Origin of the sequence: Bacillus alveayuensis, from assembly GCA_030812955.1 — a bacterium.
GTDB classification, from domain to species: domain Bacteria; phylum Bacillota; class Bacilli; order Bacillales; family Aeribacillaceae; genus Bacillus_CB; species Bacillus_CB alveayuensis.
Genome location: JAUSTR010000003.1, coordinates 56,406 through 69,667, shown reverse-complemented (window position 1 = coordinate 69,667; position 13,262 = coordinate 56,406). Strand labels below are relative to the sequence as shown.

Here is a 13,262-nt window from a genome sequence, read left to right as displayed (position 1 = left end):
TTTCCACATCTTGTCCCTCCCTACCATAAATATATGGCGGGAGAGATGAAATATGCTCACCTTTTTGTTAACGGTCACTCCATAATAACCTTCCGCTAATGACAGCAAATAAAAAAGCTTTACTATAATGGACAATTGAAATGGTTTTCGGTGAGCGGAAGAAGATGTTTCGTATTTTTCCACTAAGGGCAGAAAAAAGAGTAAAGATCAAAATCGCTTGTAAAATAAAGAGCATTCCTAAAAAAAGCATTTCTAGTTGATAAGAGGAGCTATTCTGTGATATAAATTGCGGCAAAAAGGCTAAGAAAAAAAGAGAAACTTTCGGATTTAATAAATTCATGTAAATTCCTTTTTTGTAAAGGGATTGGTAAGAATACCTATGAACAGCTTGAACTTCTGCGAGAGACTTTTTCCCTTCTTGAAAAGCTCCCCAAGCTAAGTACAGAAGATAAACGGCCCCGATGATTTTGATAATCTGAAATAAAAGACTAGATTGATATAATATGGCCGATATTCCGAAGGCAGCAAATGCAGTATGTCCGACAAGACCTGTACATAAACCAAGTGAAGTGACAAATCCCGCTCGAAATCCGTAGGCCATGCTTTGGGAAATGACAAATAAATTATCAGGACCAGGTGCAACCGTTAGCAAAATAGAAGCACCTAAAAAGGTTAAAATCATGGATAAATCCATGTTTTTCCCTCCTTATATTTATTAATTTCGTAGATTATCAGGAGTGACATTATGCGTCAAGTTACCAAAGCGGCTCTTCATCATTTGTAAACGAATAGAAAAACGGCATCAAAAAAAGCACTCCAATGGCTACGATTATATAAGAAGGGAAGAGAACCGCAAATGGGATTTGTAAGTATTGAAGAAAAAAGAACAAAAACAAAAATGGAAATGTCAATAAAGACGTTTTCGCGCGTGATTTTTTTGTTACATATTGCTTCATATGACAATTTGAACATTGCAAATGTTGGCGAAAGGCAAAGGTAAGCTTTAAAAGATCTTTATATTTTAGCTCTTTTTCGCAATGACAGCACGTCGGAAGCTTCATAAAAATAACCCCTTTTCTTATTCTTTATATGTAATGACGAAAAAGATCGAAAAATGTTTCAAAAAGGAAAGAATAGGCTATTTTTCCAAGATAGATCAAGATTGCGATATAAAAAATATAGTAGTATAATAGTTGTTGTGAAAACAATGATAAGTTCTCATTCATTCCTTATCATGATGACTGGAGGAGTACCCAAGTCTGGCTGAAGGGATCGGTTTCGAAAACCGACAGGGGCATCAAAGCCCGCGGGGGTTCAAATCCCTCCTCCTCCGCCATACTTAGTCGATTCAAAAAAAATCCATGATCAACATGGCCATCACGTATACATAAATGATTTTTTTGAATAAGGCTGCTCCAAACGAGCAGCCTTATTATCTTATGGTCATGTGCCTTTTAAAATGCCCAGTTTCCATTTCGGAAAATAGGGAAAACCGTTTCATCCTCTAATATCCCGTCAATATCCATTTCCGCAGATCCAATCATAAAATCAACATGTGTAATACTTTGGTTTAAGCCGTGTTCCTTTAATTGTTCCTCTGACATCGTTTTTCCATCTTCAATACAGAAAGCATAAGCACTTCCAATAGCTAAATGATTGGAGGCGTTTTCGTCAAAGAGTGTATTGTAAAATAAAATATTGGACTGAGATATAGGCGACTGATGAGGAACTAAGGCAATTTCCCCTAAGTAATGAGAGCCTTCATCCGTTTCAACAAGGCTTTTTAAAATATCTTCTCCTTGCTCTGCTTTAATATCGACAATTCGGCCATTTTCAAATGTTAGCGTGAAATTTTCGATGATGTTGCCGCCATAGCTTAACGGCTTTGTGCTTGTCACATAGCCGTTAACACCATCTTTTTTCGGAACGGTAAATACCTCTTCTGTCGGCATGTTCGCCATAAATTCAATCCCTTGTTCGTTGACACTGCCTGCTCCAACCCAAACATGCTTTTCTGGCAATTCGATCGTTAAATCGGTTCCAGGTGCTTTATAATGAAGCTTTTTGAAGCGCTTTTCATTTAAATAGTCTACTTTCGCATGTAAGGATTTGTCGTGCTCCTTCCAAGCCTTTATAGGATCCTCTTGATCAACACGTGTCGCTTTAAAAATGGCCTCCCAAAGTTTTTCGACACGGTTTTCATTGCGCTCATCCGGAAACACTTTTTCCGCCCAATCTTGACTTGCAGCAGCAATGACTGTCCAACTTACTTTATCTGATTGTATGTATTGACGGAAAGTATTTAGAGCTTTTCCAGCTGCTTTTTGATAGTTGGAAATTCGTTCATGATCTATCCCTTTTAATAAATCAGGACTTTGTGAAGTAACGGAAATAAACGCTGCTCCTTTTTTCGCAAGTTTTTCGCGCTGCATTTTTTTCCATTCAGGGAATGATGTAAATACGTCATCATGAGCTTTTTCATATGTTAATCTAGTTAAAACATCATCTTGCCAATCAACATGCACCTGTTTGGCTCCAGCTTCATATGCTTTTTTGGCGATAAGGCGGACGAGATCAACCGCTTCAATGCTTGCGGTTATTAATAATTCTTGTCCCTTTTGGATATTGACGCCGACTTGAACCGCTAGCTCAGCATATTTTTCTATTTTTTCTTGAAATGTCGCCATACTCCATGCTCTCCTTTTGTAAAGTTTACTTCTATTTTACCAAAAAAGAAATCATTGTCATATTTTAAAACGGTTTTTTATTCCAATTGGATTACTATACGATTTGCAAAAAAAGTTTTACAATAATAGTAAAACAAATAAAGGTGTGATATGGTTGTTTGAATACGATGATTTACTAGTGAATGATCATAAACAAGTACAGCGTTTAAAAATAGCTGATACATTGTCAAAACTATTTGCAGAACGGGCTAGCCAAAATGATGAGGAAGGACGGTTTCCCTTTGAAAATTTTAAAGAATTAAAAGAAGAAGGCTTTGTGAAATTAACCGTTCCAAAAAAGTATGGTGGAGGAGACTTATCATTATATGATTTTCTTCTTATCCAAGAAAAAATAGCTGAAGGAGATGGAGCGACCGCTCTATCATTAGGATGGCATAACGGAATTGTCATGAATATTCGTGATTCAAATAAGTGGGACGAACAAAAGTTTGCTCAAATTTGCTATGAAATTGTAAACGAAGGGAAATTAATAAATAGTTGTGCCACTGAACCAACATCAGGGAGTCCAGCGCGTGGTGGAAAACCTTTAACATCTGCACGGAAGGACGGAAACGTGTGGATCATAAATGGACATAAAACGTTTACATCACTCGCACCGGCGCTTGACTACTTCATTGTTACCGCCACGATCGAGGAAACAGGAGAAGTAGGGGAGTTTCTTATACCAAAGGAAGCGGATGGACTACGAATCGAGAAAACATGGAATACGCTAGGAATGCGGGCAACGAGAAGTGATGATTTATTGTTAACAAAAGTTAAAGTTCAAGGAGATGCTCTATTATCTATTCGAATGCAACAGAAGCCAGAACCACAAGGATGGCTTCTTCATATTCCTGCTTGTTATTTGGGAATTGCAAAGGCAGCAAGAAACTATGCTGTTCAGTTTGCGAAAAAATATCAGCCGCAAAGCTTACCACATCCGATTAGTGAAGTTCCAGAAGTGAGGCGAAAAGTAGCGGAAATGGATATCGATATGATGAAAGCTCGTCATTTTATGTATCATGTTGCTTATCTTTGGGACCATTTCCCTGGGAAAAGAAAGAAAATGGGCGAAGAGCTTGCAGCTGTAAAATATGTTGTCACAAATAGTGCCATAAACATTGTTGACATGGCGATGCGTATCGTTGGAGGTCAAAGCTTAATGAAAGAACATCCTTTAGAGCGTTATTATCGAGATGTGCGTGCAGGTCTTCATAACCCGCCAGCTGACGATTTAACATTCATGAAATTAGGACAGAAAGCTTTTTCGTAAGAAGAATTCGTTTTTTTCGTTAGTCTGATTTCGTAAACGTTGTTGTTTTCGACTGTCCATTGATCGAAAAGAGCACTTGGCCGGACAAATCACATTTGTCCGGCAATCGAATTTTGTTCGGTTCACGTCTCGCTTGTAAGTGACATAGCAAGCGTATCGATTGCCTGACAGTCGAAAAGCTTTAGTATAGAAATGCAACAATCTATAAAAAAATAGTCTTCTGAAAAATGAACGAAATTAATTGACCATTCTAGCATTTTTTTGGATCATTTTAATGAGCAGTATGGACGAAATGTTCAATTTTTGCCTTCTGTTCTGTCAAGGTTTATTCAACATATTTGGGATGGAAATATTCGTGAAGTGGAAAATATAGTAGAAAGGCTTGTTATAACAGGAGAAAATGTCATTACAGAGGAAGATCTTCCTCTGTCCATGCAGCAAGCATCTTTAGAGCAAGAAGGAAAAAGCCTTTATGAAATGCTAGAAGAAGTGGAGAAAAATATTATCTTAAAAGCTTATAAAAAATGCAAATCGAGCTATAAAGTTGCCGAACTATTAAAAATTAGTCAATCATCAGCAACAAGGAAAATTAAAAAATATGTAGAAAATTCATAAAAGGATCCCATTTGTTTTTCTGATTTAAGTTGGGCCTTAAATAAATAAATTATACGTTTAATGGAGAGGAGAATGCATATGGAACAGAAACCAATGTACATTAATGGAGAATGGGTGAATCTAAATGAACAAATAAATGTCATAAACCCTGCAACGAGAGAAATTTTTGCCCAAGTGCCAAAAGGGGGAAAGGAACAAGCAACTTGTGCTGTTGATGCAGCATATGAAGCATTTCAAGCTTGGTCTAAGCTTACCGCATATGAACGAGCTAGCTATTTAAAAAAATGGCACCAGTTAATACATGAACATCGTGAAGAGATTGCGAAAATTATGACAACGGAACAAGGAAAGCCGTTTCCGGAAGCTCTAGGGGAAGTAAATTATGCAAATAGCTTTGTTGAGTGGTATGCGGAAGAAGGGAAACGTGTATATGGTGAGACGATACCAGCCTCTTTTCAAAATAAACGTATTTTCGTTTTAAAACAACCAGTCGGTGTTATTGCCGCTATTACTCCTTGGAATTTCCCAGCTGCGATGATTACGCGGAAAGTGGCGCCAGCCTTAGCTGCAGGATGTACAGCTGTCGTCAAGCCTGCTAGTCAAACTCCGCTTACAGCCTTGAAGTTAGCAGAGTTAGCACATGAAGCAGGAATTCCAAAAGGTGTTCTCAATATTGTAACAGGAAGTGCCAAAGCAATTGGAGATGCTTGGCTAGAAGATTCTCGAGTTCGAAAAATTTCGTTTACAGGATCAACGGAAATTGGTAAAGAGCTTATGAGAAAAGCGGCAGATACGGTAAAGAAAGTCTCATTAGAATTAGGAGGACATGCACCTTTTATCGTCATGGATGATGCCAACTTAAACAAAGCAGTAGAGGCTGTCATCGCCTCAAAATTCCGCAATGCAGGACAAACTTGTATTTGTACGAACCGTGTTTATGTGCATGAAAATATTTATGAGTCATTTGCTGAAAAATTTACGAAGGCTGTTTCTACTTTAAAAATAGGAAACGGGCTTCAAGATGGCACCAATATCGGACCGCTAATTGATGAAAATGCGATTGAAAAAGTTCAAGAGCATTTGCAGGATGCACTTGCAAAAGGAGGAGAAATATTATTCGGGGGCCAATTACGGAATGATTTAGAAGGATATTTTATTGAACCAGCTGTCATCGGTAAAGCAAATGATGAAATGCTTTGTATGCAGGAAGAAACATTTGGTCCAGTCGCACCAATAACAACATTTAAAACGATGGAAGAAGCAATCGAACGTGCCAATCATACACCTTATGGACTTGCAGCATACGTATTCACCGAAAATATTTCGCAAGCAATTCACATCAGCGAGCAGCTTGAATATGGTATTGTCGGCTTAAATGACGGACTGCCGTCAGTCGCACAAGCACCATTCGGAGGATTTAAAGAAAGCGGAATTGGCCGAGAAGGCAGCCACTACGGAATCGACGAATACTTAGAAATTAAATATATTTCACTTGGATTATAATGATATGAGGAGTCTGTCTCATAAGGGTCTGAACCTACCTGGGTCAGACCCCTTTTCATGACGTCCATATGATTTGACAACTTATATATTTCTTCATAAAATTATCTTGAATTCAAAATAAATAGTTTCGAAATAAAGGTGGTTTACAATATGATCAAAATTTATCCAGCAGAATCACGATATTTTGCCGATCATGGTTGGTTAAAAACGTATCATAGTTTTTCCTTTGCGGAGTATTATGATTCAGAAAATATGAATTTTGGACCACTCAGAGTATTAAATGATGATTTTGTTGCTCCACTAAGAGGATTTGGAGCACACCCACATCAGGAAATGGAAATTGTTTCAATTGTATTAAAAGGGCAGTTGCGCCACGAAGATAGCACAGGAGAAAGTGCTGTCACAACGTTTGGCGGCATTCAACGAATGTCAGCAGGAACAGGGGTGATCCATTCAGAAGTAAACCCTTCAAGCAAAGAAGAGGTGAACTTTTTACAAATGTGGTTTTTGCCAGAACGATCTGGCATCACTCCTTCTTATGAAAAAACAACTTACCAAATTGATAAAATGAAAAATGCTCTGCTACCGGTCGTCACGAAAAATCCGACATCTAAAGAAATAGCTCATATCAACCAAGATTTGACGATATATTTATCCGAATTGGAAAAGAATTATACAATTGAATTTAAGCAGAAAAAAGAGCGGCGGACATTTTTATTTGTCCTAGAGGGGGAAATCTCCTTGCAAAACGATCATATTTTAAAGAAACGCGATTCTGCACGCATAACCCAAGAAGATGCTTTATCCATTACAACATCTACTGGGTCACAATTTATGTTGATTGATTTACCTTAATAAACGAGCGTTAAAATCTCTGATGCAAAACAACTTCATACATGTTTCATATTTTTTAAAGCTTGTCGACGATGACGACAAGCTTTAAAAATTTTGTTATTTTGCTGCTTTTTGCAGCTTATGAATAAATTGGAGTGCTTTTCCCGTACCGATGGCAACAGCCTCCAATGGTTGCTCGGATAAATGGACAGGAACAATAATTTCTTTGCTGAGCCATTCTTTAATTCCTTTTAATAAGGCTCCACCACCTGTTAACATAACACCTCGCTCAACGATATCCCCGCTTAATTCTGGCGGACAATTCTCTAACGTTGCACGAATGGCCTCTAAAATATGGAGCAATGATTCTTTCATCGCATCACGAATTTCTGTCGATTTCAATGTAATGGTTTTCGGTAAACCAGTAACCAAGTCCCGTCCACGAACTTCCATTGTTTCTTCTTCATGATCAATTAAGGCATAGCCTATTTCGATTTTGATTTGCTCAGCAGTACGTTCCCCAATGAGAACATTGTAAGTTTTTCTTACATATTGAATGATGTCATCGTCTAAACTATCTCCTCCAATTCGAATTGAATTAGCTGTAACAACGCCACCGAAGGAAATAATGGCTACTTCTGTTGTACCACCACCGATATCGACCACCACATTTGCAATAGGTTCATCAACTGGTAAACCAGAACCGATGGCGGCAGCAACAGGTTCTTCGATTAAATGCACATTTTTTGCCCCAGTATGTTTGACGGCATCATGGATTGCTCGCCTTTCTACACTAGTCGAACCTGAAGGGGTACAAACGACTACATCAGGTTTTCGAATGGAAAAACCGAGTTTTTTGGAAACTTTTTTCATAATTGCTTTTAACATTTCTGTTGTCACGTCATAATCAGCTATAACACCATCTTTTAGCGGGCGAATCGCAACGATTTTACCTGGGGTCTTTCCAATCATATGCTTTGCCTCAAAACCAACAGCTAATACTTGCTTCGTCTCGGTGTCGATCGCTACGACTGACGGCTCATTAATAACAATCCCTTTTTGTTTACTATATACTAAAATGTTAGCAGTACCTAAATCAATGCCAATTTCTGAAACGGAAAACATTTAACTAATCACCCAATTCTATAATGTTTTAAAACCTTATATAAAGTTCTAACAGTTATGTCTAAATTACGGGGGGTAGGAGAAAAATCGACATCAATTTGTAAATTTCTTTATAGAATTGCAAAAAAAGATCCATTTTTTATGTGAGGCTTACTCTTAAGTTAGTGCAACTCAAATAAAGGGTCATAAATTTTTTGAAATGATCAAATAGTTGAAGGAATTAGCTTTATACACCAAGAAATATGTTGTATGAATAGATGGAAAGGAGAGAATGAAAATGTCAGAGAGAGATCTCATTTTTCAACATATGAAAACTGTAAGAGAAATTACGGAAAACGCGATCAAACAAATTCCAGAAGAGGCAGCTGATATCATTCCAGCTGGATTTAATAATCATATTCGCTGGAATTTTGGCCACATTGCTTATATACAAGAAAAACTCGTATATGGTCTCCTTGGTGAAAAAATGAATGTTCCAGAAGAATATGAACAGTTGTTTGCTAGAGGAACAAAACCATCCGAATGGACGATCACACCCCCGACACTTCATGACATTGCCATCGTTCTCTGTGATCAAAAAACGAGAATTCCGAAATTTTTGGAGGATCGTTTGAATGAAAAACTTCCTACACCATTTACAAATAGTGGAGGAAATACGTTTTATACAGTTGGCGAAACCTTTTTGTTCAGCCTTTACCATGAAGCAATTCATATGAATGTCATTAAACAAATGTATCGGCAAATAAAGAAAATGAGAGCTTTTTAGCTATTAGTAGATAAAGGTGGCCAGTTTAAAAGAACCGATTAATCACGAAATAAGTGCAACAAATGTTCTGTTTTTTCCTTCTCTTCAATTTTTACTATTTTTTAAAAAATAAAAATATTTTTGAAAAAATCTTTTAAACATGTTTTCATATTGGTAAACATATAACATATCAGAGATGGATAAGATCAATCATATTTTATGTCCATTAATCAAAAGGGTATTTTTGGTCATTTTTAGAAACATTGTTTGTTATTACGAAACAATAGGAGGTGTTACGTTTGATAGCAGCTGATTTATATACAGAATTAAAGGATCTTTTCCCTCATATTCAAATCAAAATCGAAAATAATGAAGAACACCTACTTGGAAATCGTGGAAAAGTATGCGTATACCCCCATTCTGAAAGGGAGATTTCACAAATCCTTCAGTATGCAAACCGGAATAGGAAAAAGATTTGCACTGAAGGTGGGGGAACGAAACGAGGGTTTGGCGGCCTCATCCAATCAACAGATATCTTGATGTCGCTAGCAAATCTGAAAGGAATCGTTGATCATACCGTTGGTGATATGACTTTAACTGTGAAGGCCGGTACACCATTTCAAGAATTACAGCAATATTTACAGCATCATAATCAACAAATTCCACTTGATCCGGCTTGGCCCGTATATGCAACAATCGGGGGAATAATCGCTGCAAATGAAAGCGGTCCTAAACGATTGGGATATGGTTCTGCAAGAGATGCTGTAATTGGACTTCGCGTTGTCTATCCGAATGGAACGATCGTTCGCACAGGTGGAAAAGTAGTGAAAAATGTTGCTGGATATGATATGAACAAACTATTTGTCGGCTCAATGGGGACGTTGGGCATTTTGACGGAAATCACGTTAAAGCTCAGGCCGTTGCCAAAGTATGAAAGTGTTGTTCTCATATCGTTTCCAGACGAGAATTTGGATGAAATCCATTCATTTGTTGTTCGCTTTTTAGATTCACAAATGGAACCTGTTTCGTTAGAGCTTTTAAATCCAACCTTGGCAGAAAAATTAGCGGGAGAAAAACAATATACGTTAGTGATTAGTTTTGAAGACCACGAAAATTCAGTCCACTACCAAGAAGCATTTCTACAAAGCTTCCGACCTCCAAAAACGAACATGACCATTCTTGCTAACGAAAAAGCGTCCCAATTTTGGAATGAATTTTATACAATTTCTCCAAACCCACAAGCAGTAAATGCTCCTACAAAAACGATCGCAATGTTGAAAATTGGGGTCATAAACCTTGATGTGTTGAAAATTATACAAGAAAGCCACCTCATCCAAGATTCTCACAATTTATGGATTCAAGCCCACGGTGGTTTAGGTCATGGGATTTGTCAAGTCCTTTTAAAAGGTGCGAGTGAAAACGTTCTTTCCGCCATTCAGCAGTTAAGAAATATCGCTACACAACTTGGTGGGTATGCCATTGTGAAACATATGCCATTTTCATTAAGGCAAATAATCGATCCTTGGGGTGAAAAACCAGAATATTTCTTCCTTCTAGAAGGAATTAAAACAAAAATTGATCCAAATAGAATCCTCAACCCAAAACGTTTTGTAGGAGGGATTTAACATTGAGTTGGAACGATAATGTTATGAGGAAGGATCCTTCTTGTATAACGAAAAGTCTTGGCAACTATTTCGGGATTGATCTACCTGATGAAAATAAGTGGGCAGATTGTGTTCACTGCGGCATGTGTTTAGAGTCATGTCCTACTTATGAAATTACCGGTCAAGAACAGCATTCCCCAAGAGGACGTGTTCATTTAATTAAATCAGTTGCTGAAGGAAAGCTTGAAGTGAATGAGAATTTTATGGATCCAGTCTTTGCCTGTCTTGATTGCCGGGCATGTACGACAGCTTGTCCTGCCGACGTCGATGTTGGCGGATTAATCGAAGAAGTACGCGGTCAAGTTCGCCAGGTGATACCATTAAAAGGTTGGAAAAAGGTTATTGGGAACCTTTTTTTGCATACGTTATTTCCTCACCCTAATCGTTTATATGCTTTAGGAAATGTCTTGAAATTTTATCAAAAAAGCGGGCTGCAAAAGCTCGTACAGAAAACAGGGCTTATCAACATTTTGCCAGATCATTTAGTTGAAATGGAAGCCATTATGCCAGAGGTAAAAAAGCCGGTCAGACAAAAATATAAACATGAAAAAGTCATTAAAGCTAAAGGAGAAACGAAGCGGAAGGTTGCGTTTTTAACAGGCTGTGTCATGGATGTTATGTTCAGTGATATTAATGAATCAACCATTCATGTATTAACACGAAATGGAAATGATGTCATCATTCCCGAAAATCAAACATGCTGTGGTGCGCTTCATGTTCATGCGGGTGACCGGAATATGGGAAGAAAATTGGCAAAGCAAAATATTGAAGCATTTAAAGATGCTGATAAAGTGATTGTCAATGCTGCCGGATGCGGATGTATGTTAAAAGAATATCCTGAATTATTCCGCGAAGACCGAGAATGGCGCAAAAAAGCTGAAGCGTTTTCAAAAAAGGTAGAAGATATTTCGAAATTCCTTCATGATACAGGTTATGAAAAGCCAAAAGCTGAAATTAAAACACGTATTACGTACCACGATGCTTGTCACTTAGCACACGGGCAAGGGATTCGCAAGGAACCGCGCGACCTGCTGCTTGATATACCTGGTGTCGAAATGGTTCATATGCCAAACGCCGATCGATGCTGCGGCAGTGCCGGAATTTACAATATTACAAATCCGGAAATGGCAAATGAAGTGCTCGAACGGAAAATGGAAAACGTCCCTGAAGAGGTCGAAATGATTTCAATGGGCAATCCTGGCTGTATGCTGCAAATGGCCATAGGCGTTCAAAAATACGGGAGAAATCAAAAAATTGTTCATACTGTTCAGCTTTTAGATTGGGCATATCAAAAAGAAAATCAACAAAGGGGTGAGGCAAATGGCCGTTAAAGTCGTGACAACAAAAGATAAGCATATTCAAAATCTTGCCAAAATGGTTAGTGGCGGAAATCGCTCCATCCTTTATAAAAAAGAAGATTTACTAGCGTATGATTGTGACGCCTTTACGATTCATCGTCATTTACCGAAAGCAGTGATCTTTCCAAATAATACGAAGGATGTTGCCGAAATTGTAAAGTATTGTCATGAGCATGAACTACCGTTTCTTGCCCGCGGTGCTGGAACGGGTTTAAGTGGAGGGGCGATCCCGTTAAACGGTGAAGTGATTATTAGTCTTACAAAGATGAATCGTCTTATCAGCATTGATTATGAAAACCGGCGTGCTGTTGTAGAACCAGGGTTTATAAACTTAAAACTAACAAACTCAATTTCTGATAAAGGATATTATTATGCACCAGACCCATCTAGCCAATATTGCTGTACGATTGGCGGAAATGTCGGCGAGAATGCAGGCGGAGCCCATTGTCTAAAGTACGGTGTTACAACAAATCATATTTTAGGACTCGAAGTTGTTTTACCTAATGGCGAAATTATCCAAATTGGCAAAGATGGGATTCTCGATGTACCTGGTTACGATTTATTAGGTCTACTAACAGGATCAGAAGGAACATTAGGAATTGTGACAAAAATAACGGTTCGCATTTTGAAAAAGCCGGAAGCAAAGCAAACAGTTCTTGCATATTTTGACAACGTTTCGGATGGAAGTCAAGCTGTTTCAGATATTATTTCAGCAGGGATTGTTCCTGCTGCCCTTGAAATGATGGATAAAATCGCCATCGAAGCGGTGGAAAAAGCTGCGTTTCCAGTCGGTCATCCAAAAGATATTGAAGCACTTTTACTTATTGAAGTGGACGGAATATCCGCTGGGATTGATGAAGAGATCAATCAAATTATAGAAGTATGTAAAAAAAATAATGTTCGTGAAGTAAAAGTAGCCGAAAATGAAGAGGAACGGGCAAGATGGTGGGCGAATCGAAAAACAGGATTTGGAGCGATGGGAGCCATTTCTCCAGATTATTTAGTACAGGATGGGGTCATACCACGCAGTAAATTGCCTGAAGTTTTAAGCAAAATTCACGAAATTAGTCGAGAGTATGGTCTTCGAATTGCCAATATTTTTCATGCTGGTGATGGGAATCTTCACCCGCTCGTTCTCTTTGATGCGAGAAAACGAGGCGAAACAGAAAAGGCATTAAAAGCCGGCAGTGCTTGTTTAAAAGCTTGTGCAGATGTAGGCGGCTCCATTACAGGTGAGCATGGAGTTGGAATCGAAAAAAGGGAAGAAATGCGTTTTATTTTTAGCGATGAAGAAATTAAAGCACAAATAAATATTCGTGAAGTATTTAATCCAAAAAATTTATTAAATGCTGGAAAGCTCTTTCCAACACCCGGACGGTGTGTAGAAATAAAAAAGGAAACGACAGCATGACCAAAATC

At 38.1% G+C, this 13,262-nt stretch carries 11 protein-coding genes, 1 tRNA gene and 1 pseudogene; 9 read left to right on the top strand and 4 right to left on the bottom strand.

The window, feature by feature from the left end; translation table 11 throughout:
* Positions 1-67: 67 nt before the first annotated feature.
* Entirely contained in the window at positions 68-694 is a 627-nt protein-coding gene (locus tag J2S06_RS06230; RefSeq protein WP_419151691.1) for a LysE family translocator, read from the bottom strand.
* Between the two features lie 61 nt (positions 695-755).
* The gene (locus J2S06_RS06225; RefSeq protein ID WP_419151690.1) at positions 756-1,061 is read right to left on the bottom strand and encodes a TIGR04104 family putative zinc finger protein; all 306 of its coding nucleotides are present in this window, start codon (positions 1,059-1,061) and stop codon (positions 756-758) included.
* Positions 1,062-1,243: 182 nt separating this feature from the next.
* Between J2S06_RS06225 and J2S06_RS06220 the strand changes: the two genes are divergently transcribed.
* Positions 1,244-1,336 (top strand) — tRNA-Ser (locus tag J2S06_RS06220).
* 118 nt (positions 1,337-1,454) lie between these two features.
* On the opposite strand, the gene J2S06_RS06215 is transcribed toward J2S06_RS06220, so the two are convergent.
* Positions 1,455-2,687: an aminopeptidase gene (locus J2S06_RS06215; RefSeq protein ID WP_419151689.1), complete on the bottom strand. Its 1,233-nt coding sequence runs from the start codon at positions 2,685-2,687 to the stop codon at positions 1,455-1,457.
* Positions 2,688-2,841: 154 nt separating this feature from the next.
* Here J2S06_RS06215 and J2S06_RS06210 point away from each other — a divergent pair, with 154 nt between their 5' ends.
* The 4 genes and pseudogenes from J2S06_RS06210 to J2S06_RS06195 all read left to right on the top strand — a co-directional run bounded on the left by J2S06_RS06210 (position 2,842) and on the right by J2S06_RS06195 (position 6,972).
* Positions 2,842-3,999 carry an acyl-CoA dehydrogenase family protein gene (locus J2S06_RS06210; RefSeq protein WP_419151688.1) on the top strand — a complete coding sequence of 386 codons (1,158 nt, stop codon included), beginning with the start codon at positions 2,842-2,844 and terminating at the stop codon, positions 3,997-3,999.
* Positions 4,000-4,257: 258 nt separating this feature from the next.
* Positions 4,258-4,614 (top strand): annotated as a pseudogene (locus J2S06_RS06205) (AAA-type ATPase lid domain-containing protein); the annotation flags it as partial.
* 93 nt (positions 4,615-4,707) lie between these two features.
* Positions 4,708-6,117, top strand: a complete 1,410-nt coding sequence (locus J2S06_RS06200; protein ID WP_419151788.1) for an NAD-dependent succinate-semialdehyde dehydrogenase — start codon at positions 4,708-4,710, stop codon at positions 6,115-6,117.
* 150 nt (positions 6,118-6,267) lie between these two features.
* Positions 6,268-6,972, top strand: a complete 705-nt coding sequence (locus tag J2S06_RS06195) for a pirin family protein (protein WP_419151687.1) — start codon at positions 6,268-6,270, stop codon at positions 6,970-6,972.
* A gap of 96 nt (positions 6,973-7,068) precedes the next feature.
* On the opposite strand, the gene mreBH is transcribed toward J2S06_RS06195, so the two are convergent.
* The gene (gene mreBH / locus J2S06_RS06190) at positions 7,069-8,076 is read right to left on the bottom strand and encodes a rod-share determining protein MreBH (protein WP_044747205.1); all 1,008 of its coding nucleotides are present in this window, start codon (positions 8,074-8,076) and stop codon (positions 7,069-7,071) included.
* Positions 8,077-8,353: 277 nt separating this feature from the next.
* Between mreBH and J2S06_RS06185 the strand changes: the two genes are divergently transcribed.
* The 4 genes from J2S06_RS06185 (at position 8,354) to J2S06_RS06170 (ending at position 13,254) form a co-directional block, all read left to right on the top strand.
* Positions 8,354-8,842, top strand: a complete 489-nt coding sequence (locus J2S06_RS06185) for a DinB family protein (RefSeq protein WP_044747206.1) — start codon at positions 8,354-8,356, stop codon at positions 8,840-8,842.
* A 278-nt stretch (positions 8,843-9,120) separates the two neighbouring features.
* Positions 9,121-10,446 carry an FAD-binding oxidoreductase gene (locus J2S06_RS06180; protein WP_419151686.1) on the top strand — a complete coding sequence of 442 codons (1,326 nt, stop codon included), beginning with the start codon at positions 9,121-9,123 and terminating at the stop codon, positions 10,444-10,446.
* A gap of 23 nt (positions 10,447-10,469) precedes the next feature.
* Positions 10,470-11,816 (top strand): (Fe-S)-binding protein, encoded by a 1,347-nt coding sequence (locus J2S06_RS06175; protein WP_419151787.1) that lies wholly within the window; start codon positions 10,470-10,472, stop codon positions 11,814-11,816.
* Positions 11,806-13,254: an FAD-binding oxidoreductase gene (locus J2S06_RS06170; RefSeq protein ID WP_419151685.1), complete on the top strand. Its 1,449-nt coding sequence runs from the start codon at positions 11,806-11,808 to the stop codon at positions 13,252-13,254. Before J2S06_RS06175 ends, J2S06_RS06170 begins: the two co-directional genes overlap by 11 nt.
* Positions 13,255-13,262 lie beyond the last annotated feature (8 nt).

What these genes read in the sequence shown, in the direction of transcription:
- J2S06_RS06215 (WP_419151689.1), bottom strand. Translation starts at nt 2,687, where the DNA reads ATGGCGACATTTCAAGAAAAAATAGAAAAATATGCTGAGCTAGCGGTT.
- J2S06_RS06200 (WP_419151788.1), top strand. Translation starts at nt 4,708, where the DNA reads ATGTACATTAATGGAGAATGGGTGAATCTAAATGAACAAATAAATGTC.
- J2S06_RS06185 (WP_044747206.1), top strand. Translation starts at nt 8,354, where the DNA reads ATGTCAGAGAGAGATCTCATTTTTCAACATATGAAAACTGTAAGAGAA.
- mreBH (WP_044747205.1), bottom strand. Translation starts at nt 8,076, where the DNA reads ATGTTTTCCGTTTCAGAAATTGGCATTGATTTAGGTACTGCTAACATT.
- J2S06_RS06175 (WP_419151787.1), top strand. Translation starts at nt 10,470, where the DNA reads ATGAGGAAGGATCCTTCTTGTATAACGAAAAGTCTTGGCAACTATTTC.
- J2S06_RS06230 (WP_419151691.1), bottom strand. Translation starts at nt 694, where the DNA reads ATGGATTTATCCATGATTTTAACCTTTTTAGGTGCTTCTATTTTGCTA.
- J2S06_RS06170 (WP_419151685.1), top strand. Translation starts at nt 11,806, where the DNA reads ATGGCCGTTAAAGTCGTGACAACAAAAGATAAGCATATTCAAAATCTT.
- J2S06_RS06225 (WP_419151690.1), bottom strand. Translation starts at nt 1,061, where the DNA reads ATGAAGCTTCCGACGTGCTGTCATTGCGAAAAAGAGCTAAAATATAAA.
- J2S06_RS06195 (WP_419151687.1), top strand. Translation starts at nt 6,268, where the DNA reads ATGATCAAAATTTATCCAGCAGAATCACGATATTTTGCCGATCATGGT.